The organism is Leuconostoc sp. DB-1 (genome assembly GCF_013414845.1).
Classification (GTDB): domain Bacteria; phylum Bacillota; class Bacilli; order Lactobacillales; family Lactobacillaceae; genus Leuconostoc; species Leuconostoc mesenteroides.
Genome location: NZ_JABFNJ010000001.1, coordinates 645,646 through 668,993 on the forward strand (window position 1 = coordinate 645,646; position 23,348 = coordinate 668,993).

The following is a 23,348-nucleotide window of genomic DNA, read 5'->3' on the forward strand; positions in this document are numbered from 1 at the left end:
TTGTGTTTGTAGTATATCAAAATTTAATGTACACAGTCTTCATAAGAAACAAAAAATTATCAATATATTATATATTGATAACTTTTTGTTCCTGTATGTTAAAATTTACTTATTTATTGATTAAAGTCAAAACAATATCATCTTTATCGACTTTACTACCAATTGGTTTTACAATGTTGAATTCAGAAAGGACATTAGAATTTGTTATTGTCACAATAACGGTGTCATCAAAGCCAGCATCCTTTATTGACTTGTCCCAGAACTCAATGAGTAGATCACCTTTTTTAACATGTTGGCCGCGCTCGAAGTAAGTAACAAAACCTGTCCCTTGCATAGCAACAGTACCAATACCAATGTGAATTAATGTGACTAGACCAGTGTCTGAAACAAGGCCAATGGCATGTTTCGTTGAGAAGGCAACACGAACGGTTGCATCAAATGGCGCATAAACCCGACCATCGCTCGGACGAATTGCAAATCCTTGACCTAGAGATCCTGAAGCAAATGCATGGTCATTAACGGATGAGAGATTAATTAATTCACCGGCAATAGGCGCATTGTATGTGTACTCACCAGTTTTTAATTCAGGCGTGGTTGTAGTCGTTGTTGTGTCAACAAATTTCTTTCCCCATGTTTTTTCAAGTTGGTCAACAATTTCAGCGTGCTTGCGCTCAGTAAGTGTTACTTTGCGATAAAATACGTAGGTGCCGATTAAAATAATAACAATTGGCAAACCAAACATAATGGTTTTGAAAATGGATTGTCCGGACCCTGTTACTGAAGAAGCTGTAGCACCAGTTGTCATTCCAGCGACTACGGCAGTTAATCCGACGACACCGTTTGAGATAGCACCAGCTAGTTTATCTAATAGTGGACGAACTGACAACGTTAATGATTCATCACGATGCCCGAGCTTCAGTTGACCGTACTCCACAGAATCAGAGATTGTCATGAGAATCACTAAGAACACAAGTGGTTGTGGAATGGCAAATAATTCAGCAGCGATTAGAACCATTGTGAGTGACTGTCCTGCAAAAATAAACAGAACTAATCCGATAATCATGGTTAAGATACACCAGAAAAATAAATTACGTCGATTAAGTTTATCAGCTAATTTTGGAAATAGTGAAACAGATAGTAAGCCAGTCACAATGTTTAGTGAGGCGAAAATTGAGAAAGCAGATGAGTTTCCTAAAATAAAAGTGAAATAATATAACTCTAGTGAATTAACAAGAGTGACGCCCGTGGTGTAAAAACCATAAGACAGGGCAATCCACATGAGCTGATCATTATGCGTTAGAATATGGATAACATTTTTGAATGTTGTTTTTTCTTTGTTCTTACGTAGGTCGGAATCAACTTCTTTAGTACCAACACCAACAGCGACCGCACTCAGCCATGCGATTACCGCAATAATAACAGCAAACCAGAACCAACCACGTGTGTCACCAGTACCATCATTTTGATTCAAAGAGAAAAACAAAACAATGGGCATAACAACAACACCGACTAAGTTTCCACCGATTGTAGAACCGATACGGGCAAAAGTTGCAGTTTTTTCACGTTCGCGTGAGTCAAAAGTTAATGCCGGTATCATTGACCAGAACCCAATATCTTTAAATGAATAGAAGATATCCATAATAATATAGATTATTCCAAAGATAATCAAATAAAGAAGTGGGTTTGATTTATTTAGACCGCCCATATTTGTGAAAAGAATGATCAGAGCAACTGATCCAACCGTTCCACCAACAACCACCCAAGGTTTAAATTTACCCCATCGAGTGCTTGTATTATCAATTGCATTACCAATAAATGGATCAATTGCTAATTCAACAAATCGTAGTAGAAAGATAATTAGCGTAATGGAACTAATCATTTTGTCATTTTGCGCGGCATTACCACTATTGAACAAATGTGTGGTAACAAACATAATGAAATACGTTGATAATGTCGCAAAAAACATATCATTACCGAATGCACCAAAAGCGTATGAAACGCGTGATGTCATTGACTGCTGGTTAGAATTCATAATTGTAATCTCCTTTTTGTAGTAGCTAACACCTCAATAGTAAGCGCTTTCATTTAAAAAATCAATACTTTTTAGTAAATATTTAGTAAATAGGTATTTTTTATATTTTGATGTAAAATGATAAGGAGTATAAATAAAGCAAATGAATTTGCATAAATTGAGGAAGAAAATATGGTAACAATTAAGCAGATAGCGCTGGAAACGGATGTGTCATCAAGCACGGTATCTCGAGTTTTAAATAATGACCTGACTCTGTCAGTTTCTGACGAAACTCGCCGAAAGATTATTGATGCCGCGCAAAGGTTGAATTACACAAAAAACATAAAAAAAGTATTTCCAAAAAATTGATCCATATTGCAGTATTGACGGTTTTTTCTGAAATCCGAGAAGCTAGCGATGCTTATTGGCGACAAATATACTTGAGTATTGAGCAAAATGCGCAAGATCAAAATATTATTGTTGATGAAATTATTCGAATTAATCAAGGCATTAATATCGCGGATTTCGCAACTTACGATGCCATTATTATTTTAGGCGATATGACTCAAAAAGCGGTGAACCAATTGCAGAAAATTAATGAGCGAATTGTGTTGGTTGATGCCAAAACGCGCTATGAAACCATTGACTCTGTCAATCCCGAACTGCGGTTGATGACAACTCGGATATTGGATGAGTTCTATCAAGCTGGACGGCGGCATATTGGATTTATTGGCGGTGTGAACGATTTGCTAGAATTAGATGGCTCCTCAACACTTGCTGTTGAAGATGTGCGTAGTGAAATCTATCGTAATTGGGCTGAAGAGCATCAAATGAGCCCTCATTTTTACACCGGTCCGTGGCATGCTGAAACGGGCATGCAAGGCGCTATATCTTTATTAAGAGAAGAACACAGTATAGATGCACTATTAGTTGCTTCGGATCCTATTGCAATTGGTGCCATTAATGCATTGAAATCCGAGAATCTAGAGCCAGGAATTGATATTGATGTGGTGAGCTTTGATAATGTTGAGTTATCCTCTTACTTGGTTCCGGCACTAACGACGGTAGATCTAAATCCTGCGGCACTAGGGAAAACTGCTTTAGAACAAGCCTACGAATTAGCAAATGATGAACGTGATTGGACAGTTTGGGCTACAATACCGGGAAATTTGAAATATCGAGAAACTTTTAAAAAGTAAAAGTAACCGTTTACATTTTAGTAAACGAGTGGTAAACTGTGTTTGTAATTTAGTAAAAGACTTCACGGAGGAAGATTATGGCTAATGCAAACATTTCTTTTGATGACAAGCAAAATGTTTTTCATCTTTCAAATCGACAAATATCTTACCTGATACAAATTGAAGAGGGCGGACTGCTAAGCCATCTCTATTTTGGTAAAAAAATTACAAAATATCACGGTTCACGACATTATCCACGTCTAGATAGAGGATTCTCACCAAACTTAGCTGGAAAACCACATCAAACAGATCGTAGCTATTCGAAGGACACATTATTACAAGAATACGGTAGTTATAATACGGGAGATTTTCGTCAAGCCGCGATTAAAATTCAAGGAGCCAACGGTGCACAAGCATCTGATTTTCGTTTTCAATCATTCAAAATCATAAATGGCAAGCCACATCTAGATTGTCTGCCTCAGGCCTACGTGTTATCTGAAGATGAAGCTAAAACATTAATAATTAATCTTGTGGATAGTACGCTAAATGTCCAAGTATCACTTTATTACACAATTTATAATGACCGGCCAGTAGTTGCAAGATCAACTAAAATAACGAATCTCTCTCAACAAAGTATTAATATTGAGAAAATTGCATCAATGCAATTAGATTTACCAGCAAGTGATCTAGAAATCATCTCGTTACCCGGCGCCCATGTGCGTGAACGTCAAATGGAGCGACAAATTGTGCGCCAAGGGGTGACTGAATTTTCTAGTCATCGAGGAACGAGCTCGCACCACATGAATCCATTTGTAGCGCTAGTAACACCGAACACAACCGAAAATGAGGGTGAAGCTGTTGGTATTCAACTGGTTTATTCGGGAAATCATCAATTCACTATCGAAAGAGATTATGTGGAACAGACACGTGTTCTATCTGGTATTAACGAAGATGGATTTGATTGGCAATTAAATGCTGATGATGACTTTCAGACACCTGAAGCTTTGTTGGTTTATTCTGATGAAGGTTTAAATGGTATGTCACAAGCTTACCATCACTTGCTACGAGAACGTGTGGCTCGTGGAAAATATCAATATGCAGAGAGACCAATTGTTATTAATAACTGGGAAGCAACTTATTTTGATTTTAATGCAGAAAAAATTCAAGAGATATTAGATGAAGCATCCCCATTAGGCATTGAAATGTTTGTCTTAGATGATGGTTGGTTTGGAAAACGTGATGATGATGATAGCTCTTTGGGTGACTGGTTTGAATACGCCACTAAATTACAGAGTGGCGGTGGTTTAGTTGGCTTGTCAGATAAAGTACACGAAAAAGGTATGAAATTTGGATTATGGTTTGAACCGGAAATGATTTCCAAAAATTCTGATCTCTATCGACAACATCCTGATTATATTCTCGGTATGCCTAACCGTGATTTGACCCCTAGTCGTGATCAATATGTGCTTGATTTTTCAAGACCTGAGGTAGTGGATAATATTTTCCAACAAGTAGTAAATATCTTGGATAATGTTAAGATTGATTACATTAAGTGGGACATGAACCGTCATTTAACAGAAGTATATTCTGCAGCGTTGTCACCAGAACGTCAAGGAGAAGTGGGACATCGTTATATGTTAGGTGTGTATGATTTGGCGGATCGTTTGACCAAACGTTATCCAGATATTTTATTTGAAGGATGCTCTGGCGGTGGCGGACGATTTGACGCTGGCATGTTATATTTCTTTCCACAATCGTGGACATCAGACAATACGGACCCTGTTGAGCGCTTAAAAATTCAATATGGGACGACATTAAGCTACCCAGTCTCTAGTATGACCGCGCATGTTTCAGCATCGCCTAATCATCAAACTGGGCGTCAAACGAGTCTGGCTATGCGTGGGGATGTTGCTACTGCAGGAGTCTTTGGATATGAATTAAACCTAGCTGAGTTGTCATTAGAAGAAAAATCAGAAATCAAAGATCAAGTGACATTTTATAAACAGCATCGCTCGTTGATCCAGTATGGCAATTTCTACCGTATCAAAAGTCCTTTTAAAAATAATGAAACAGCCTGGGAATTTATCAGTGAAGATAAGACAGAAGCATTGTTATTCAATTACCGTGTTTTGTCAACTGCGCAGCCAGTTTTCACTGTAACTAAAATGAGTCACCTGAAATCTGACGGAATCTATGTTGATCAAAGAACAAGTGAACATTATTCTGGAGATGAACTCATGTCAATTGGTCTATATAACACGCCAATTAAGCAAGCTGATTTTACCTCTGCGGTACGTTATTTCAAATGGCAAGCTGAATAAGTGAAAATCATTGTGAAAGGAAAAATGGAAATGACTGAAATATACGAAGAATTAATTCATGTTTTTAAGAAGCAATTTCATCATGAACCAACTGACAAGTTTTTCTCACCAGGTCGAATTAACTTAATCGGTGAGCATACTGATTATAATGGTGGTCACGTGTTTCCAGCATCAATTACACTGGGAACATATGGCGTAGCATCTCAAAGAGCGGATAGTTTGGTAAAACTCTATTCGACTAATTTCCCGGATGAAGGGGTGATTAGTTTTGACGTTAATGACGAAGAAAAGTTACCTGGATCATCTTGGGGAAATTTTGTTAAAGGCGTGTTGCAGGCTTTAAGAGGATATGGTAACCGTTTTGAGCATGGATTTGAATTAGTTATCAATGGTAACATACCAAACGGCTCAGGATTGTCATCATCATCATCTTTAGAACTCTTAATTGGCGTAGTGGCGCAAAAACTATATAATCTAAAAATTCCGAGATTGCAATTGGTGGCCAGTGGACAACGTGCTGAAAACGATTTTGTTGGTGTTAATACTGGAATAATGGATCAATTTGCTATTGGATTTGGTGAAGCGGACCAAGCTATCTATTTAGACACGAATACGATGATTTACGAAATGGTACCAATCCATTTGGGTGATTATGTTGTTGTTATTATGAATACGAACAAACGAAGAGAGTTGGCTGACTCAAAATACAATGAGCGTGTTCGTGAAACTCAAGAAGCAGTCTATCAATTGCAAAAATATACACCTATCCAATATCTGGGCGAATTAGACGCCAAAACTTTTAATAAATATGCTGATAAATTAGAAAGCAACACACTTGTAAAACGTGCCCGCCATGCTGTTTATGAAAACGAACGAACTAAGATTGCTGTCGAGGCATTAAAATCAAATGATTTGGCTAGCTTTGGTAAGTTAATGAATGAATCGCATCAGTCTTTAAAGGATGACTATGCGGTAACTGGAATAGAACTTGATACGCTTGTGGAAACAGCACAAACCGTCGATGGTGTGCTCGGTGCAAGGATGACCGGTGCAGGATTTGGTGGTTGTGCAATCGCACTAGTACATCAAGATAATGTTGATGATTTGAAAGCGGCTGTTGGGGCTAAATATGAATCTGTAGTTGGCTACGATCCCTCATTTTATGTAGCAAATGTTGGTGACGGAGCACACTGGGTCGGTAAAGTAGGTGAATAATAATGTCAGAAAATAATTTAATTACGGAATTTACTCAGCGTATTATCGAACAATCGGATTACACAAATGAAGATGCAATCTACTTGGGAAACCAAATATTAGGCATGATTGGTGAATCAAATTATGAGCATGTAACAAGTGATCAAGATGTTTCGAGGTTATCTACGTTAACACTATTGGATAATTTGGTAGCAATTGCAGCAGATAATGGCACATTACAGAATAGAAAAATAAATGCTGATATACTAGGGGCACAACTAATGGATTATTTTGTGCCTCGTCCTTCACAAGTTCGACAAATTTTTTGGCAACATTACGATCACGCCCCACGGGAGGCTACTGACTATTTCTTTGATTTATCGAAAAGAAGTAACTATATCAAGACGCGGGAAATTAGCCAAAATTTATCTTACCCAGTTGAGACCGAGTATGGTCAATTACAAATTACAATTAATCTCTCAAAGCCTGAAAAAGATCCTAAGGTAATTGCAGCAGCACTGAAAAATAAAACACAACAACAGGAACAGTATCCTGCATCTCAGTTGGCAAAAGAGAATGAAGGCTACTGGGGTCGTTTAGATTATGCTGCTCGGTCGAATCATCGTGTCATTCCAGTAACTTTAGGTAATGAAAATTGGTATTTTCAATATTCACCGTATGCCTATTTTAATGAACATGCAATTGTGCTATCAGAAAATATTCGACCAATGCACGTTGATCAGGAAAACTTAGCTAGACTGTTAGAATTTGTTACTAAATTCCCAGATTATTTTATTGGATCCAATGCAGATTTGCCAATTGTGGGTGGTTCAATATTGTCCCACGATCATTTTCAAGCAGGGCGCTATGATTTACCTATGGCAAAAGCAACATTGAAGGAAAGCTTTCAGATTTCAGATGTGAACCTGTCGGAAGCGGGGGTATTAAACTGGCCAATGACTGCAATTCGCTTAATTGATTCGGACAGCGATAAATTACTCGCAGCGGCTGGTAAAGTAATGAAAACATGGGAAGATTATGACGACCCAAGTTTATTTATTCAATCTCATAGTCAAACGGGTGAAAGACATCATACGGTTACACCAATCGTCCGATTCCGTGACCACAAATATGAAGTAGACCTTGTGTTACGGGACAACAATACGTCGACTGAATTTCCAGACGGAATCTTTCATCCTCACTCAGATGTACAACACATAAAAAAAGAAAACATTGGACTAATAGAAGTAATGGGTTTGGCTATTTTGCCACCGCGTTTAAAAACAGAACTTGCAGAAGTCGAAGCATATCTTTTGGGGAATACGGATTCTGTGGTTCCAAAACACAAGATATGGGCCGATAAACTAAAACATGAAGAAACTTTTAATGCTGATAATGTAACGGAAGTGGTGGAGCAAAGTGTTGGTCAAATTTTTAAAAGAGTCCTTGAAGACGCTGGCGTTTTCAAAAATTCCGAAGCAGGCCAAGCTGGTTTGAAAAAATTTATTGTGCAGTTAACAACTAATTGAAAACATGAAAAAAATACAAGTTATTGCTTGTATTTTTTTCATGTTTTCAATACATACTCTGCTCTGACTTTGATTATCATATAAAAAAATGATAACATTGCAATGAATTGTACATTAAAGATAATCGGTAAGGGGGATAGCGTGGGTAACAATGAATGGATTGGCATCGACAATGCGCATCAAAATAATTTAAAAAACATTTCGGTCAAAATTCCAAAACACCAGTTAACAGTTTTTACAGGTGTATCTGGTTCGGGAAAGTCAACCTTAGTTTTTGACACTTTAGTTGCGCAGTCAAGACGTGAATTAAATGATACGTTCTCGAGTTATGTGCAACATATTTTACCAAAATATGGTAGACCGGCTGTAGATAACATTACTAATTTGCCAATAGCAATACCAATTGAGCAACGAAAAATGTCGGGCAACGTTAGATCAACAGTAGGAACGTATACTGAAATATACACATTCTTGCGTTTGCTGTTTTCTCGAATAGGACAACCCTTTGTTGGTTATTCAGATGCCTTTTCTTTCAATCATCCCCAAGGCAAATGTGAAGTTTGTGATGGCTTAGGTTTTACTAAAAAAATTAATTTAACATATCTTGTTGATTTTAATCAATCACTTAATGAAGATCCAATTGATTTTCCAACTTTTGGAAATGGTGCTTGGCGTTGGAAACGTTATGCCTATAGCGGCTTATTTGATTTGAATAAAAAAATAAAGGATTATTCTAAAGAAGAACTAGATTTGTTGTTATACGCACCGCAGCAAAAACTAGCGTCTCCTCCTGAAAAATGGCCAAAAACTGCCTTATATGAGGGTTTGTTACCGAGAATTAAGCGAAGTATTATTAATACTGATGAGGGGAAAAGGCATAGAAAGCAACTTGAAAAGTTTGTATCCACTGATGTTTGTCCAACTTGTCAGGGCTCCAGATTGAATGCGAAGGCGCTTAGTTGCAAAATTGATGGGCATAATATTAGTGATTTAGTTGCAATGCCATTGGATGAATTACAATTATTTATTCAAAAAATAAGAAATCCACTGGTTCAGGATGTCAAAACACAGATTATTAAACGACTAGATGCTTTGATTACGATTGGTTTAGGCTATCTTAATTTAGCAAGAAGTACAGATACACTATCGGGTGGCGAAGCGCAAAGAATCAGAATCGCTAAGCACGTTACAAGCTCGTTAAATGCTGTGATGTATGTCCTAGACGAGCCTAGCTCAGGCCTACACCCAAAAGATATTGAACGACTATATAAATGTTTGCGTGTCTTAAAGGATCAAGGCAATACGATTATTTTAGTGGAACATAACCCACTGCTAATTCAGCGAGCTGACTACATCATTGATGTTGGTCCAGGTCCGGGAGTTAATGGTGGCAGTATTCAATTTTCGGGAACATATGGTGAGTTTTTAAAAAGCGATACGATTACCAGTGTTGCTATGCGTGAAAATGAGAGGTTGAATAATCATACTAATAGCAGCTTCAAAAAATGGCTGTCTGTTAGAGATAAAAACTTAAACACAGTACAAAACGTTTCTTTAAAAATGCCGCTCAATGCTTTGACTATTTTATGTGGTGTGGCGGGATCGGGTAAATCGTCTCTAGCACAAATAGTAGCGTCAGAATTGATTCAAAAAGGAATCGATGTTATCAATATTTCGCAAAAGAACATTGGTATTAGTCTTAGATCAACACCACTGACTTACTTAGATATTTTTGATGATATTAGGAAACTATTTGCAAGAGCAAACTCAGTTAATCCATCGTTATTTAGTTACAATTCAAAGGGCGCTTGTCCGCGCTGCAAGGGAAAAGGCGTTATCGTTAATGATATGTACTTTATGGACGATGTCGTTTCTGAGTGTGAATTGTGTCATGGACAACGCTATAATCAGGAAGTTTTGCAATATGACTATAAGGATAAGACTATTGTTGACATATTGTCTATGACGGTGAGTCAAGCCATTGATTTTTTTAGTGGTATTACACGAATAGCTACTGGTTTGCAAGCAATCTGTGATGTGGGTCTTGGTTATTTAAAATTAAACCAATCTTTGAGTACATTGTCAGGCGGAGAGTTGCAACGGATCAAGTTATCGAGCTACTTACAAAAGAAGAGTAGTGTTTATATTATTGATGAACCAACGAATGGATTACATTTAAAAGATATTGATCATTTGCTCGAGCTTTTCGATAAGCTGGTTGCTAGAGGAAACACGATTGTCATTATTGAACACAGTTTGAAAGTCATTCGACAGGCTGATTGGCTGATTGAGATGGGTCCTGAAGGCGGAAAAATGGGTGGTAAAGTTGTTTTTTCCGGTACAATCGACGATTTGAAAAAATCAAATGATGCAATAACAAAACCATATTTATAAAAAAGATGCATATAAAAAGCAGAAAAATATGATTTATTTTTCTGCTTTTTATATTTGGCTATTTATTCGATAAAAATTCTTTTATTGCATCAAATCCTAATTGTCGATTACCTGCTTGACAATGTTGATCACCACCAGACGCCTTGTCAAACATAATTGATTTAACGGAAGCAGCATTAATTAATTTGCTATCAATTTCTACTAAGCGGCTACTGGGAACATATTGATCATTTTCGCCAGCTAGTAACAGAACATCTTGATTAATAAGTGGCATAATCGGCTCCATATTATATTTTTGGAACTGTTGTAATAGTTCATAAGGTGATTGGACGCCAACGTTTTCCATACCCTTATTAATTTTCCAGTTTAGATCTAAATTATTGGCCATCATACTTTTGAATATAATGTTAACTGTTTTGGCATCCTTAGCAGCTAGCAGCTGTTCGATTTTAGTAATTTGATCATAGGGCATTCGAATACGTAATGCATCAAAGAAACTATAGAAAATATCAAATGCAACAACTTTATCCAATCGTTTTTCAAATGCGGCGGCGCGCATAACTAAATATCCACCTAATGACATACCAACTGCACTAGCTCTTTTAAGGTTGAAATAATCTAATATGACGTTTACCGGATTTTCCCAATTATGTATCAGGTGAATTCCTTGACGCAACGCAGTTCCTTGACCTGGCCCATCAAAAATATAAATGTTGTAATCAATTCCTTTCAAAAATTTTGACATTTTGACCATCTCTTCCATGTAGGAATCATATCCGGCAAATAGCAATAGATTCTTAGTGGCGTTTGGTGTGACTAGTTTTACAACTGGTAGATACCCATTTTCATAAGGTACTTGATACCTTTCGTATTCAAAGTTGTTGAAGCCTTTATAAAAATTTTCTCGATACTTTCGATAAGCATTTTCATCTCGGGGATCCTCAGGTGACAAATAAAACTCAGAGGCTTGATAATAAGTTGATGCGACAGAGAAATCACCATCTTGTTCTCTTGCAATAGCTTTGTCGTTCCATGCTTTAAACCATGATTCTTCATCTTTTAACTGAGGAATGATACTTTTTAAATCTTCCTGTACTTTTTGATCATTTTCGTACTCATCATTGATGAATCGATTAATTTGTAAATTGAATTGTTCATTTTTAACATACTGTTTAAACATGTTGTTCCTCCTTCTTTTAAGTATATTTTGACATGATGAAGGTAAAATACAACTGGCAAAAGCGGTAATAAGGAACGATATCATACTGAAAAAAGAAAACAGTATGATATTATTGGTGTATAAATAGGAGGGTCAGCATTGTGTCAAAAGACAAAAGGGTTATCAAAACAGAAAAATTGATTACTGAAACGATAATGCGGTTATTGACGACCACGAGTATTTCAAAAATCACTGTTAAGAAAATTTGTGATCAAGCGTTGATTAGCAAATCAACTTTTTATGATCACTATGTCGACAAGTTTGATGTCATTGACAAGATTGTTGATGTGTATGCGATGCAGTTTAATTGTGAAATCCAACAAAGATTTGAAGCAGTGCAGCAGAAAAATACCTTTGAAATCTTTAACAAAATTATTAAAGATATGGCTAATCAAGATCGTTTTCACAAAATATTATACGATAATGCCCACGCTTTCTTGTCAAAACAAAAAATGAATAATCGTTTTTCAGTTGGCTTCTTATCCCAAATTTATGCTGACCTTGCATTAACTTCAATTTCTTTTACGTTAAAACATGCTGAGAACGAAAAGCTTCTTGAAGAGCAAACTGATTTTATGAATTTAATGCAAGAGGTGATCATTTCTAACGTTAAGCAGTAGACATTTTTTAGTAACTGAAATAGCTAAGGTATGTTTATTTTGTCTATTCAATATTATCGCAGCTAGAAAATTATCAAAGCAAAAAATAAAAAAGTACTGATTGATGTGTAAAGTTCATATCTATCAGTACTTTTTTGTCGATATAAATTGTTTCGGGGATGTGCCAGTTATACGTTTGAAGGTGTGGGAAAAATGTGTGTAGTCTTTAAAGTTAAGGAGCGTCGAAATGTCCATTAAGGAAAGTTGTGTTGAAAGTAGTAAGCGTTTTGCTTCTGTTATCTTTGTCTTAATGATGTATTGTTTGAGTGTTTCATTTGTTTCTTTTTTGAATCGTGTGGACAGGTAGTTTTGACTATATTTAAATTGTTTTGCAATTTTCACAATGGACAAATTTTCATAGATATGAATTTGAATATAGGTCTGCACTTCAAATATTAAATGACTTAATTTGCTATATTTTTTTTTTTACCAAACTAGTAAAATTGAGAAGAATATTTAATCGGACATTTTGATTAATAATGTTTTCCACAGAAGTGTGCTTTTCAATTGTATTAATCCACTGGTCTGAAAGTAAATAAGCTTTTTTATCATTTACGCCAGCTTGAATCGCTTCTCGTGTACACAGGGTTGCAATAATGATGAGCATATTTTTCTCATGGCGTAAGCGATTATTTTTCATTGCTAAGAAGGATTCGTATGCATTATGGATTTGAAACTGCTTGTAGGCATTTATGACAATTTGTTTGTCACCGGTTTTGATAGAGCTGAGCAATGTTTGTTCATCAGAATAGCTATGATGTGTTTGTAGTTGAGAAGAATATTCTAAAAGACTGAGGCTATCATTTGGAGGGGCAATATCAATCAAACCGTTATTTTCAGATATATCATTATTGATTATTTTTAGTATTGCACGATATCTTTGATAGAGCTTAAGTAATAGGTATGTAGATGAGTGACTTTCTGATGGCGTGAGTTTACCATACAGCATTAAGTAGTATTTTTTATTGAAAATATAGCAAGTATGTCATCATCGTCAGGGTGATTAAAATTCCTAATTGGATAAAATAGTATTGCAGATGGATTGTCCAAAATTTCATCATTAAAATGCAGTTCGTCATCAAACTTCATCAAGAGTTTTTCGTCGCCAAATATCACATTACAATGCGTGTCTTGCATAAATATTTTTTCATCAAGCAGTTGCTGAATTGATTCCAAAGTTTCTGTTAACATACTTAACCCCATTTTTCACAAAAAAAAGTTAGAAATTACAATTTCTTTTTCAACGAAAGATTTATTATTCAATTATAGTAAGCGCTTACAAAAAAATCAAACAATACTACTCATCTAATTTATGAAAATTGGATTTTTGCAGGAGACATTGTTGGAAGATTTTTTTGTTCCTAATGGGCGTACTAAACAATGTCTGATAAAATTGATCGTTATTATTGCTTTGATAGGTTATGGTTATTGGTTGCTTACTACCATGGATGCTCCAAAAAAAACATTTTCAATGATGTGTTGCCATCTAAAGAAACAGCTGCAAAGGATTTAGAAATTTTGAATATCGCGATAATGCTTGGACAAACAGGCGGCCATGGTTACGTAGGTGCAACTGCTATTGTATTTGCCTTCATTGCATGCATATTTATTCAAATAATTCGATCCACAAAGTAGTAAAAAGGTGAAATCTTCTGGAGGAAAAATGAAAGTTAAAATAGAAAAACGTCAAAATGAGACTAAAATCAATCCACGTTTACATGGTCAATTTATAGAATTTCTTGGTAATGCGATAAATGATGGTATATGGGTCGGAAAAGAAAGCAAAATTCCAAACATTAATGGGATGCGGTTAGATGTCATTAACGCCTTGAAAGAAATTGAACCTCCAATTATAAGGTGGCCAGGTGGTGTATTTGCGGATCATTACAATTGGCAAGACGGGGTTGGGGAAAAAAGGGAAAAGGTATTTAACGAAGGATTCGGAACATATAGCGTTGAAACCAATGAGTTTGGTACGGATGAGTTTCTAGAATTTGCGTCACTGATTCATTCTGAACCATGGATCAATGTTAATTTATTAACTGGTTCAGCTCGGGAAATGACTGAGTGGATGGAATATATTAATCGTAAGCAGTCAACGTATTTATCAAAAAAGAGAAAAGATTCTGGTCATGAAAAACCCTATGATGTAAATTATTGGGGAATCGGGAATGAAGTTTGGGGTGGAGGAGGCATGATGACCCCGAGCAATATGTTGCTGATTACCGAAAGTACGCAACGGCGGCACCAACATTTGCATTGAATCAGTTTTCAGAGGATTCGCGCTACTTCATTTTGAGTGGTGCCGATGCTAATAAACCAAAAGAACGCCGTTATTGGACTAAAAGTGTAATGAAGGAATTGGCAAGGGCTCGTCCACCAAAAGTTGATGGTTATGATTTGCATTGGTATAACTGGTACCTGGGTAATGAGTTTTCCGCCTCAGCAACAGATTTTAATGCCAACGACTGGTATCAAGTAATTAAAGGTGCGACAGAATTAGAAGATATCCTTAAAGAACAATACGATTTGATTCAAGATGGTTTGAATCAACTGCCAGAACCTGAAGGAGAGTTTGATCAAAAACTAGAGAAAATTGATCTGATTTTAGGTGAGTGGGGCAATTGGTATGGGAGAGCTTTTTTTGAAGAGAAGGCACTGTATCAACAAAATACAATGCGCGATGCGATAACAACTGCAATCGTTTTAGATATTCTTCATTCTAATGCTGATAAAGTTAAAATGGCTAGTATGGCTCAGACAATTAATGTGTTAAATGCATTAATATTAACTAACGGTGAACAATTTGTGCTAACACCAGTATATGATATTTTCAAGATGTACAAAGTGCATAGAAATAATGATGTTCTAGATGTGACAATAACAGATGAGAATAGTGATCACGTTAAGTTTTTTGCATCAATAAATGACAAAATAATTTACTTAAATGTGATTAATTTTTATTTGACCGAAACCATCAGTGTTGACATTGATTTACCAGGGTTGGTACTTCAGTATCAAAAGGAGGAGTTAGCGGCCAATGATATGCATGAAACCAATACGTTCGAGGATCCTAATCACCTACGTGCAGCGATTGTTGAACAGCGTAATAATGTTTCTGCGAATGAGTTATTTGATATTAGCATAAAGCCAATGTCAGTTTCTGTATTCAAAATTGTATTAGGTTAGTCTAAAGTTAAACTATTTAAAGAATGTGAAATAGTTGGTGTATTTCCGAAAAGTCAGAAAAAGATTGAGACACCCGTCTCGATCTTTTTCATGTTAAAATAACGTGGACAGGAGGTCTGGTATGGTAACGATACAAGATATTGCAAACAAAACTGGTGTGGCTATTTCAACAGTATCACGCGCTTTAGGGGATTCCCCAAAAATAAGTTTAAGAACTAAAGAACGTATCAGAAAAGCGGCGCGTGACATGGGTTATACACCTAACTTTGCTGCCAGAAACTTAACGCAAACTGAAAGTAATACGGTTGGCGTTGTATTTCAACCTCAATCAGAAGGTAATACAGATAATGACTTTGCCATGCAAATTCTATTTGGTATTAATGCGCAATTAATTGCGCGTCGTTATTTATTGACTACAGCTACGGGCAGCAATTGGTCTGAGGTGTTTAATGCAGTTAAAATGATGGTTGAAGCCGGACAAGTTCGACGCTTTATTTTACTATATACAGTCGAAAATGATCCAATTGCCGAATTGCTTCGTGAGAATCATGCACGTGTTGTAGTTACAGGTGAGCCAGAAATTGCTACGAATATTTTGTATGTAGATAACGATAATCGCAAAGCAAGCGCTGAAGCTACCAAAAACTTAGTGTCTAGTTTTCAGTTAAAATCACCAGTTTTTGTCAGAACGTTAGCTGATTGGCGCTTTGAAGATAATCGAGAGTTGGGCTTTCGTGAAGCACAAGAAGAAGGTGATGTTTTATCTTTACCCTTGGAATTCACGCAACAAAAGCAGGTCTTACAGAAATATTTTGAGCAACATCAAACGGTTGACGGAATAGTTGCCAGTGACGATAAACTTGGTTATTTGGCACGTAATCAAGCACAAGCTCATCTTCCCAGTCATCCTAAATTGCCGACAATTGCATTTAACTGTTCTGAATACGCCCGCTTGGGAGGGAAAAACTTTTATTCTGTTGATGTCTTACCAAGAACTCTTGGCAGTGAAGCAGTCCGATTGTTATTTAATGACCAGCAATCGCCACTTGAGAAAACTGAAGCTAGCAGCGTCATTGTTCCGTATCGTATACCAAAAATAGGTGAATAATAATGACAAATTTAAATGATGTTGCGCGCAATGCACACGTGTCTAAAATGACAGTTAGTCGTGTAATTAATCATCCCGAACGAGTTTCAGATGAATTGAAAGAGCTTGTAGAGAAAGCAATTCAGGAGGTTGGATATGAGCCAAATCGCATGGCAAAAGCGCTTGTTAACAAGCGCCATTATGTGATTAGATTTTTACTCTTAGAGGATGTCACAACAGTTGAACCAAATTACGCCAAGCTATTGATTCATATTGCTAATTATCTCCAAGAGAGCGGCTACACGCTCGAAATAAGTACCGATTTAGCCGCCAGTACAAACAATATTGACGGGATGATTGTTAGTGGCTGGCGTCAAGCGGACTTAGAGGGTTTATCAGTAGTGACCGTACCAATTATTTTGTATGGTGTGGCACCGGAAAATTCACGTCTTTCTTATGTTGACGTTCATAATAAACAAGGAATTGAGATGGCAACGCAATATATGATAGACAGGGGTTATCAGGATATTTGGTACATTGGAATTGCAATTGATTTACCATTTGCTAAGCAGCGGGCGTTAGGCTATCGTTCGGTCATGAATAAGTATGGTATGAGTCAAAAAGTTTTTGCGACAGAAAACCATGCCCACTCGGCGGATATATTGATGACGAATATGGTGACAAGTATTCAATCAAATACTGGTTTCGTCTGCGCGACAGATCGGATTGCTTTGGGTGTTGTCAGATCCTTGACACGTATTTATGAAGTGCCAACTGACTTTGGAGTAATTGGATTTGATGGTGTATTTATTGACCAAATTTCCTCGCCACAATTAACGACAATTAGGCAACCGCTTGCATTAATTGCAAAGAATTTGGTCAAGGAGATAGTAAACCGAGTTGAGTCTGATGAAGAAAATACCAAAATTGAAGTTAATATTACGCCAGAACTAATTATCCGAGATTCAACGCAATGAAATGATGTTACCGTTAACATCGGGCAAAAGCTTCCAAATATTTATCTACTGCTTTATACTGTTCAATGTAAACGGTTACAAAAATAAATATTTTGGAGGCAGAAATAATGGATGATAAGCATAAAGGGCAGGGATTGCCTAATTTGCCGCTTAGCACAATTTGGATGTTAAGTTTTGGGTTCTTAGGTGTGCAAATGGCTTTTTCCTTGCAAAGTTCACAAATGGGAAGAATTTTCCAAACATTGGGTGCTGACCCAACAAAACTTGGTTTTTTCTTCATATTGCCACCTTTGGCTGGACTATTTGTTCAACCCTTGGTTGGTTACTTTTCAGATCGAACATGGACCAAGCGTTTTGGACGACGCATGCCATACTTGTTAGTTGGTGCATTAGTTTCGGTTATAGTAATGTTCCTGTTACCAAATTCTGGTAGCTTTGGATTTTCTACAACCGCAGCATTATGGTTTGGCGCAATAACGATTTTGTTTATGGATCTTAGTTCAAATGTGGCTATGCAACCTTTTAAAATGGTTGTTGGTGATATGGTTAATGAAGATCAGAAATCATACGCCTATTCTATTCAGAGTTTCTTATCAAATACAGGTTCTGTACTAGCCACGATTTTTCCTTTCTTGTTAACAGCAATTGGGGTTGCTAATACTGCTGACAAAGGACAGGTTCCAGCTTCGGTTATTATTTCCTTTTACGTTGGTGCAGTTGTATTAGTTGTCTTCTCATTAGTTGCGGTATTCAACGTAAAAGAATACGATGACGCAACTTACGAGCTTTATCATGGTTACGCATTAAACACGCCAAATGATAATGATGGTGGGTTTCTAACTTTATTGAAGCGCGCACCAAAAACATTTTGGATGGTTACTGTGACACAATTCTTCTGCTGGATGGCTTTCCAGTATTTGTGGACATACGGTACAGGTGCAGTTGCAGATAATGTCTTTCATGCAACCGACCCAACAACAGCAGGTTATCAAAATGGTGGAAATTGGTTTGGAATTTTATCGGCGGTTTATGCAATTGCTGCCGTACTCTGGTCGTTAGTACTGTCTAAAATTCCGGCAGAAAAAAATAAATTTGGGTATGCTTTGTCGCTTCTATTAGGGGCAACAGGATTCATTTCAGTTTTCTTTATCCATTCACAATATCTTTTAATTGCATCTTTCATTTTGATTGGTATTTCATGGGCAGGGATGATGGCTTATCCATTTATCATGGTTACTAATGCATTGAACGGCGATCACATGGGCACTTATCTCGGGCTATTCAACGGCTCTATATGCCTGCCACAAATTGTGGCGTCAGTTGCAAGTTTTGTTGTATTTCCAGCATTAGGATCACATTTTCCATCAATGATCTTAGTTTCAGGGATTTTGATGCTATTGGGTGCAGTTAGTGTTGGTTTTATTAAAGAAATTCATAGTAATCCAGTGAATGCACATTAATATAGTAATAACGTTACCGTAAAGAAGAAAGAGGCATAAAAATAATGAAAAGAATTTTTGAAATTAACCCTTGGACAGTCGTAACGCACGATTTAAATCCTGAAGACAAACGCCTACAGGAATCTATGACAAGTTTGGGAAACGAAAATATGGGCATGCGTGGTATGTTTGAAGAGGTTTATTCAGGCGATACACACCAAGGTATCTATATTTGAGGCGTGTGGTTTCCAGATAAAACAAGAGTTGGCTGGTGGAAAAATGGTTACCCACTTTACTTTGGAAAAGCTATTAATGCTTTGAATTTTGTGAAAGCAGACATTTATATTGATGGTCATCAAATTGATTTAGCCAAGAATGAATTTCAGAATTTTGAAGTATCCTTAGACATGAAACATGGTGTTTTGAAGCGTCAATTTACAGTCTTTGGCGTTGAAGTTCAAGTATCACGTTTCGTTTCAGCCGCGTTTAAAGAACTAGCCGATATTCACTATACCTTTACATCCGTGGATGGATATAAGCATAACATTCGTTTTGATGCTAGCATTGATGCTGATGTAGTCAATGAAGATGCTAATTATGACGAAAAATTTTGGCAAGTTTTAGATGCCGGTAATGATGTTGCATCGTCATTTATTGCCACACAAACCATTGAGAATCCATTTGGTGTACCACAATTCACAGTGGTTGCTCGTCAAAGTTTCATTGGTGGCGAAAAACACGGCACTAATCGTGGAACAAAAGAAGTTACTGATAACTTTGATATTGAGGTACCAACTAAAGGCGTAGTAAATTTTGAAAAGCGTGTTATCGTAACCACTTCTCGAGATTACGATAGTTTAAAAGAGACAATAGATGCTGGGACAGCGTTGACGAACAAAGTTTTAGAAAACTCTTATCAAGAAATATATGAAGACCATGCGCAAGAATGGTTGAAACGGTGGGAGAAGGCTGACGTTCAAATTGAAGGTGATGATGCTGCGCAACAAGGTATTCGGTTCAATTTGTTCCACCTCTTCTCAACTTACTATGGTAACGACCCACGGCTAAATATTGGACCAAAAGGCTTCACCGGTGAAAAGTATGGTGGTGCAACGTACTGGGACACAGAAGCTTTCGCCATTCCGGTCTATCTAGGTGTTGCTGATCCATCAGTTACAAGATCACTGTTGCAATATCGTTTTGATCAACTTGATGGTGCCTTTCATAATGCTAAACAACAAGGCCTAAAAGGGGCGCTTTATCCAATGGTGACTTTTGATGGTATTGAATCTCATAATGAGTGGGAAATAACATTTGAAGAGATTCACCGTAATTCAACTATTGCTTATGCGATTTATAATTATACAAATATTACCGGAGATCACTCTTGGTTAGATGGGGATGGAGCGCAAGTACTTTACAGCATCGCGCGTTTCTGGGCTGACCGCGTTCACTATTCAAAACGCAATGATCAGTATATGATTCACGGTGTCACTGGACCCAATGAATATGAAAATAATGTTAATAATAATTACTACACTAATTGGATGGCTAAATGGGTCTTACAGTATTCGCTTGATCACTATGACGAAATTAATGATATGCAAAAGACAAAGTTAGCTATTACCGATGAAGAGTTGGTTCAATGGCAAGATATTGTTACTAAAATGTATTTACCAGAAGCTGATGTTGATACAAAAAATGGCAAAAAACATATTTTTGTACAACATGATACATTTTTGGATGAAGATTTAACCCCGATTGCTGATATGCCACAAAATATTCGTCCAATCAACCAGAACTGGTCTTGGGATCGAATATTACGGTCGCCATACATTAAGCAGTCTGACACTTTGCACGCAATGTTCTATTTCCCTGATGCCTTTACTGAAGAAGAGAAACGTAACAATTTTAACTTTTATGAGCCACTGACTGTGCACGAATCATCATTATCACCGTCAGTTCATGCGATATTGGCTGCTGATTTACAAATGGCTGACAAAGCTGTTGAAATGTATGAACGCGCTGCGCGATTGGATTTGGATAATTACAATAATGATACTGGTGATGGTTTGCATATTACTGCGATGACCGGTTCATGGTTGGCAATCGTGCAGGGATTTGCCGGAATGCGAGTACGAAATGACGAATTACATTTAAAGCCATTTTTGCCTAAAAATTGGACAAAATACGCGTTCCGTCTGGTTTTCCGTGGTCATGTTTTGGAAGTGACGGTTGACAAAGAAGGTGCAAATGTCCAACTAATTTCTGGTGACCCACTTACGATTAATTTATTGGGTGAGCAAGTCACGTTAACGAGATAATAAGGAGGACAAATCAATGCAGAAATTCAAAGATATTAAGGGATTTGCTTTTGATTTAGATGGGGTCATTGCAGATACAGCTCGATTTCATGGACAAGCTTGGCATCAGACTGCTGATGAAGTCGGCACAACTTGGACACCACAATTGGCTGAATCACTCAAAGGTATTAGTCGCATGGAATCATTGCAAATGATTTTAGACGCTGGTAATCATGCGGATGATTTTTCACAAGCTGATAGAGAAGCACTCGCTGAAAAGAAAAATCATTTCTATCAACGATTGATTGCAACATTAACGGAGGACGACATATTGCCGGGGATGAAAAGTTTTATTCATTCGGCCAAAGTGGCAGGGTACAAAATGTCTATCGCCTCAGCCTCAAAAAACGCTCCTATGATCCTTGATCATTTGGGATTAGCAAATGATTTTGTTGGAATAGTAGATCCAGCAACACTGACAAAAGGAAAACCAGATCCTGAAATTTTTGTTAGGGCTGCAGAAGTGCTAGAACTAGCACCCAATCAAGTGATTGGATTAGAAGATTCAGCAGCCGGCATCGAGTCAATTAATGGTGCTGGTCAAATATCGTTGGCAATTGGTGATGCAGTTGTTTTATCGGCTGCTGATTTGATTTTCAGTTCGACTGCCTATGTTACTTTGCAAAGTATTCAATCTAAAATGGACAAAATTAAATCCAACTAAAAGAAAATCATTAAAGCTACTAGAAATAAGCTTTAATGATTTTTTATTGTGCTAATTATTTTTGTCAAGTTTTGTCACTGTGCCTGATGGGACGATTTTAGTCTCTGTAAAGAAAACAGCATGTGGTGCTAATTCCTGTTCATCTAGTGCCGAAACAGCCAACTGTCCCATCAGTTGAAAATCTTGTTTGGCAGCACTGAGAATGGGCCGGGTTATTTGTGCTATTTCAGTACCGTCAATTGTTACGATAGATAGGTCTTTGGGAACGTCTATTTGAGCGTCTTTAGCACCATTGAGGATGCCAACGCTGATAATATCAGCCGAACCAATTGCTGCTGTAAAAGGTAACGGTGTGCCAAAATGTTTGACAGCATCCAATCCGGTTTGATAAGTAATATCTGTCCCCCAAATAAAATCAGAGTTATATTGAATACCGTGTTTTGCGAGTGAATCAATAAATCCTTGCCTTCGTAATTTGGAAACAATTGAATTTGAGTTTGAGGAACCAATGAGCGCAATTTTTTCATGTCCATTTTCGTAAAGATAATTAACAATTTGGTGCATCATATCATAATTATCGGAGGAAATTGAAGGGATTTCATTGTTTAATTGATTTGAAACGCTAAGAAGCTGGACATCAGTGTTGGTTAATAGGTTAAAAACCGGGTCAGCAATTTCAATATCTACTGCCAACATGACAATTGCCAGCACTTTTCGAGATAGCAAAGAATGAACGGTTTGCAGCTGTTGTTCTTTGTTTACATCGACAAAGGCGATGAGTAATTCATAGTTGAGCTCATACGCTTTAGACCGCATGCCCTTAATAATTTCATCAGCAAAATTAGTATGCTCGCTTGGTACTAACACGCCAATAACGCGACTTTGTTTTTGTGATAAATCAGCTGCTGATTGATTCTTAAGATAACCCATTGATTCCGCAAGTTCACGAACTCTTTTTGCTGTATCCGCATTAAAACGACCTCGATTAGTTAAAATCCGAGAGACGGATGCTGGTGAAAGCCCAGCTTTATCTGCAATGTCTTTAATAGTAATAGCCATATCAATTATTATAACCTAAAAAGGTTGACTTTCAATATGGAAGCGTTTACAATGTAATTGCGTAA

20 protein-coding genes and 1 pseudogene are annotated in these 23,348 nt (G+C 37.0%); 15 read left to right on the forward strand and 6 right to left on the reverse strand.

Annotated elements, in window-relative coordinates; all coding sequences use genetic code 11:
* Nucleotides 1-109: 109 nt before the first annotated feature.
* On the reverse strand, nt 110-2,032 hold the full coding sequence (locus tag HFP47_RS03005; protein WP_179876008.1) for a glycoside-pentoside-hexuronide (GPH):cation symporter: 1,923 nt from the start codon (nt 2,030-2,032) through the stop codon (nt 110-112).
* A gap of 171 nt (nt 2,033-2,203) precedes the next feature.
* Here HFP47_RS03005 and HFP47_RS10575 point away from each other — a divergent pair, with 171 nt between their 5' ends.
* The 6 genes from HFP47_RS10575 to HFP47_RS03030 all read left to right on the forward strand — a co-directional run bounded on the left by HFP47_RS10575 (nt 2,204) and on the right by HFP47_RS03030 (nt 10,627).
* The gene (locus HFP47_RS10575) at nt 2,204-2,380 is read left to right on the forward strand and encodes a LacI family DNA-binding transcriptional regulator (protein WP_257229693.1); all 177 of its coding nucleotides are present in this window, start codon (nt 2,204-2,206) and stop codon (nt 2,378-2,380) included.
* Between the two features lie 14 nt (nt 2,381-2,394).
* Nucleotides 2,395-3,210, forward strand: coding sequence for a substrate-binding domain-containing protein (locus tag HFP47_RS03010; protein ID WP_257229694.1), 816 nt, complete (start codon nt 2,395-2,397; stop codon nt 3,208-3,210).
* Between the two features lie 77 nt (nt 3,211-3,287).
* The gene (locus HFP47_RS03015; RefSeq protein WP_179876009.1) at nt 3,288-5,510 is read left to right on the forward strand and encodes an alpha-galactosidase; all 2,223 of its coding nucleotides are present in this window, start codon (nt 3,288-3,290) and stop codon (nt 5,508-5,510) included.
* A 30-nt stretch (nt 5,511-5,540) separates the two neighbouring features.
* Nucleotides 5,541-6,725 (forward strand): galactokinase, encoded by a 1,185-nt coding sequence (locus tag HFP47_RS03020; RefSeq protein WP_179876010.1) that lies wholly within the window; start codon nt 5,541-5,543, stop codon nt 6,723-6,725.
* 2 nt (nt 6,726-6,727) lie between these two features.
* On the forward strand, nt 6,728-8,233 hold the full coding sequence (galT, locus tag HFP47_RS03025) for a UDP-glucose--hexose-1-phosphate uridylyltransferase (protein ID WP_179876011.1): 1,506 nt from the start codon (nt 6,728-6,730) through the stop codon (nt 8,231-8,233).
* 102 nt (nt 8,234-8,335) lie between these two features.
* Nucleotides 8,336-10,627 (forward strand): excinuclease ABC subunit UvrA, encoded by a 2,292-nt coding sequence (locus HFP47_RS03030; RefSeq protein ID WP_179876012.1) that lies wholly within the window; start codon nt 8,336-8,338, stop codon nt 10,625-10,627.
* Between the two features lie 58 nt (nt 10,628-10,685).
* On the opposite strand, the gene HFP47_RS03035 is transcribed toward HFP47_RS03030, so the two are convergent.
* A complete protein-coding gene (locus HFP47_RS03035; RefSeq protein ID WP_179876013.1) occupies nt 10,686-11,807 on the reverse strand; it encodes an alpha/beta fold hydrolase in 1,122 nt (373 codons plus the stop codon).
* Between the two features lie 140 nt (nt 11,808-11,947).
* On the opposite strand from HFP47_RS03035, the gene HFP47_RS03040 reads away from it, so the two are divergent.
* Nucleotides 11,948-12,466 (forward strand): TetR/AcrR family transcriptional regulator, encoded by a 519-nt coding sequence (locus HFP47_RS03040; protein ID WP_179876014.1) that lies wholly within the window; start codon nt 11,948-11,950, stop codon nt 12,464-12,466.
* A 123-nt stretch (nt 12,467-12,589) separates the two neighbouring features.
* On the opposite strand, the gene HFP47_RS10580 is transcribed toward HFP47_RS03040, so the two are convergent.
* The 3 genes from HFP47_RS10580 to HFP47_RS10590 are packed head-to-tail and all read right to left on the reverse strand — an operon-like array spanning nt 12,590 to nt 13,696.
* Entirely contained in the window at nt 12,590-12,892 is a 303-nt protein-coding gene (locus HFP47_RS10580) for an AraC family transcriptional regulator (RefSeq protein WP_330126953.1), read from the reverse strand.
* 25 nt (nt 12,893-12,917) lie between these two features.
* Nucleotides 12,918-13,454 carry a hypothetical protein gene (locus HFP47_RS10585; RefSeq protein ID WP_257229695.1) on the reverse strand — a complete coding sequence of 179 codons (537 nt, stop codon included), beginning with the start codon at nt 13,452-13,454 and terminating at the stop codon, nt 12,918-12,920.
* Nucleotides 13,454-13,696 (reverse strand): hypothetical protein, encoded by a 243-nt coding sequence (locus tag HFP47_RS10590; RefSeq protein ID WP_257229696.1) that lies wholly within the window; start codon nt 13,694-13,696, stop codon nt 13,454-13,456. The genes HFP47_RS10585 and HFP47_RS10590 overlap by 1 nt, the downstream gene beginning before the upstream one ends.
* A gap of 189 nt (nt 13,697-13,885) precedes the next feature.
* On the opposite strand from HFP47_RS10590, the gene HFP47_RS03050 reads away from it, so the two are divergent.
* The 8 genes and pseudogenes from HFP47_RS03050 to pgmB all read left to right on the forward strand — a co-directional run bounded on the left by HFP47_RS03050 (nt 13,886) and on the right by pgmB (nt 22,224).
* Nucleotides 13,886-14,140, forward strand: a complete 255-nt coding sequence (locus tag HFP47_RS03050; protein WP_042252056.1) for a hypothetical protein — start codon at nt 13,886-13,888, stop codon at nt 14,138-14,140.
* A gap of 28 nt (nt 14,141-14,168) precedes the next feature.
* A complete protein-coding gene (locus tag HFP47_RS10595) occupies nt 14,169-14,768 on the forward strand; it encodes a hypothetical protein (protein WP_257229697.1) in 600 nt (199 codons plus the stop codon).
* Entirely contained in the window at nt 14,684-15,694 is a 1,011-nt protein-coding gene (locus HFP47_RS03055) for an alpha-L-arabinofuranosidase C-terminal domain-containing protein (protein ID WP_257229698.1), read from the forward strand. The genes HFP47_RS10595 and HFP47_RS03055 overlap by 85 nt, the downstream gene beginning before the upstream one ends.
* Before the next feature lie 121 nt (nt 15,695-15,815).
* Nucleotides 15,816-16,802, forward strand: a complete 987-nt coding sequence (locus HFP47_RS03060) for a LacI family DNA-binding transcriptional regulator (RefSeq protein ID WP_011679655.1) — start codon at nt 15,816-15,818, stop codon at nt 16,800-16,802.
* A 2-nt stretch (nt 16,803-16,804) separates the two neighbouring features.
* The gene (locus HFP47_RS03065; RefSeq protein WP_179876015.1) at nt 16,805-17,758 is read left to right on the forward strand and encodes a LacI family DNA-binding transcriptional regulator; all 954 of its coding nucleotides are present in this window, start codon (nt 16,805-16,807) and stop codon (nt 17,756-17,758) included.
* 107 nt (nt 17,759-17,865) lie between these two features.
* Nucleotides 17,866-19,218 (forward strand): SLC45 family MFS transporter, encoded by a 1,353-nt coding sequence (locus tag HFP47_RS03070; protein WP_114668778.1) that lies wholly within the window; start codon nt 17,866-17,868, stop codon nt 19,216-19,218.
* Nucleotides 19,219-19,262: 44 nt separating this feature from the next.
* Nucleotides 19,263-21,521: pseudogene (locus tag HFP47_RS03075) on the forward strand (glycoside hydrolase family 65 protein).
* 16 nt (nt 21,522-21,537) lie between these two features.
* Nucleotides 21,538-22,224, forward strand: coding sequence for a beta-phosphoglucomutase (gene pgmB, locus HFP47_RS03080; protein WP_050884594.1), 687 nt, complete (start codon nt 21,538-21,540; stop codon nt 22,222-22,224).
* A 51-nt stretch (nt 22,225-22,275) separates the two neighbouring features.
* Here the strand turns inward: pgmB and HFP47_RS03085 are convergent, their stop codons facing one another.
* Nucleotides 22,276-23,283, reverse strand: a complete 1,008-nt coding sequence (locus HFP47_RS03085; RefSeq protein WP_042252068.1) for a LacI family DNA-binding transcriptional regulator — start codon at nt 23,281-23,283, stop codon at nt 22,276-22,278.
* Between the last annotated feature and the right edge of the window lie 65 nt (nt 23,284-23,348).

Excerpts from the sequence above, each read along its gene's own strand:
- HFP47_RS03065 (WP_179876015.1), top strand. The coding sequence starts at position 16,805 with ATGACAAATTTAAATGATGTTGCGCGCAATGCACACGTGTCTAAAATG.
- HFP47_RS10590 (WP_257229696.1), bottom strand. The coding sequence starts at position 13,696 with ATGTTAACAGAAACTTTGGAATCAATTCAGCAACTGCTTGATGAAAAA.
- HFP47_RS03015 (WP_179876009.1), top strand. The coding sequence starts at position 3,288 with ATGGCTAATGCAAACATTTCTTTTGATGACAAGCAAAATGTTTTTCAT.
- galT (WP_179876011.1), top strand. The coding sequence starts at position 6,728 with ATGTCAGAAAATAATTTAATTACGGAATTTACTCAGCGTATTATCGAA.
- HFP47_RS03005 (WP_179876008.1), bottom strand. The coding sequence starts at position 2,032 with ATGAATTCTAACCAGCAGTCAATGACATCACGCGTTTCATACGCTTTT.
- HFP47_RS03085 (WP_042252068.1), bottom strand. The coding sequence starts at position 23,283 with ATGGCTATTACTATTAAAGACATTGCAGATAAAGCTGGGCTTTCACCA.
- HFP47_RS10585 (WP_257229695.1), bottom strand. The coding sequence starts at position 13,454 with ATGCTGTATGGTAAACTCACGCCATCAGAAAGTCACTCATCTACATAC.
- HFP47_RS03030 (WP_179876012.1), top strand. The coding sequence starts at position 8,336 with ATGAATTGTACATTAAAGATAATCGGTAAGGGGGATAGCGTGGGTAAC.
- HFP47_RS03070 (WP_114668778.1), top strand. The coding sequence starts at position 17,866 with ATGGATGATAAGCATAAAGGGCAGGGATTGCCTAATTTGCCGCTTAGC.
- HFP47_RS10575 (WP_257229693.1), top strand. The coding sequence starts at position 2,204 with ATGGTAACAATTAAGCAGATAGCGCTGGAAACGGATGTGTCATCAAGC.
- HFP47_RS03020 (WP_179876010.1), top strand. The coding sequence starts at position 5,541 with ATGACTGAAATATACGAAGAATTAATTCATGTTTTTAAGAAGCAATTT.
- HFP47_RS03050 (WP_042252056.1), top strand. The coding sequence starts at position 13,886 with ATGTCTGATAAAATTGATCGTTATTATTGCTTTGATAGGTTATGGTTA.
- pgmB (WP_050884594.1), top strand. The coding sequence starts at position 21,538 with ATGCAGAAATTCAAAGATATTAAGGGATTTGCTTTTGATTTAGATGGG.
- HFP47_RS03060 (WP_011679655.1), top strand. The coding sequence starts at position 15,816 with ATGGTAACGATACAAGATATTGCAAACAAAACTGGTGTGGCTATTTCA.
- HFP47_RS03035 (WP_179876013.1), bottom strand. The coding sequence starts at position 11,807 with ATGTTTAAACAGTATGTTAAAAATGAACAATTCAATTTACAAATTAAT.
- HFP47_RS10595 (WP_257229697.1), top strand. The coding sequence starts at position 14,169 with ATGAAAGTTAAAATAGAAAAACGTCAAAATGAGACTAAAATCAATCCA.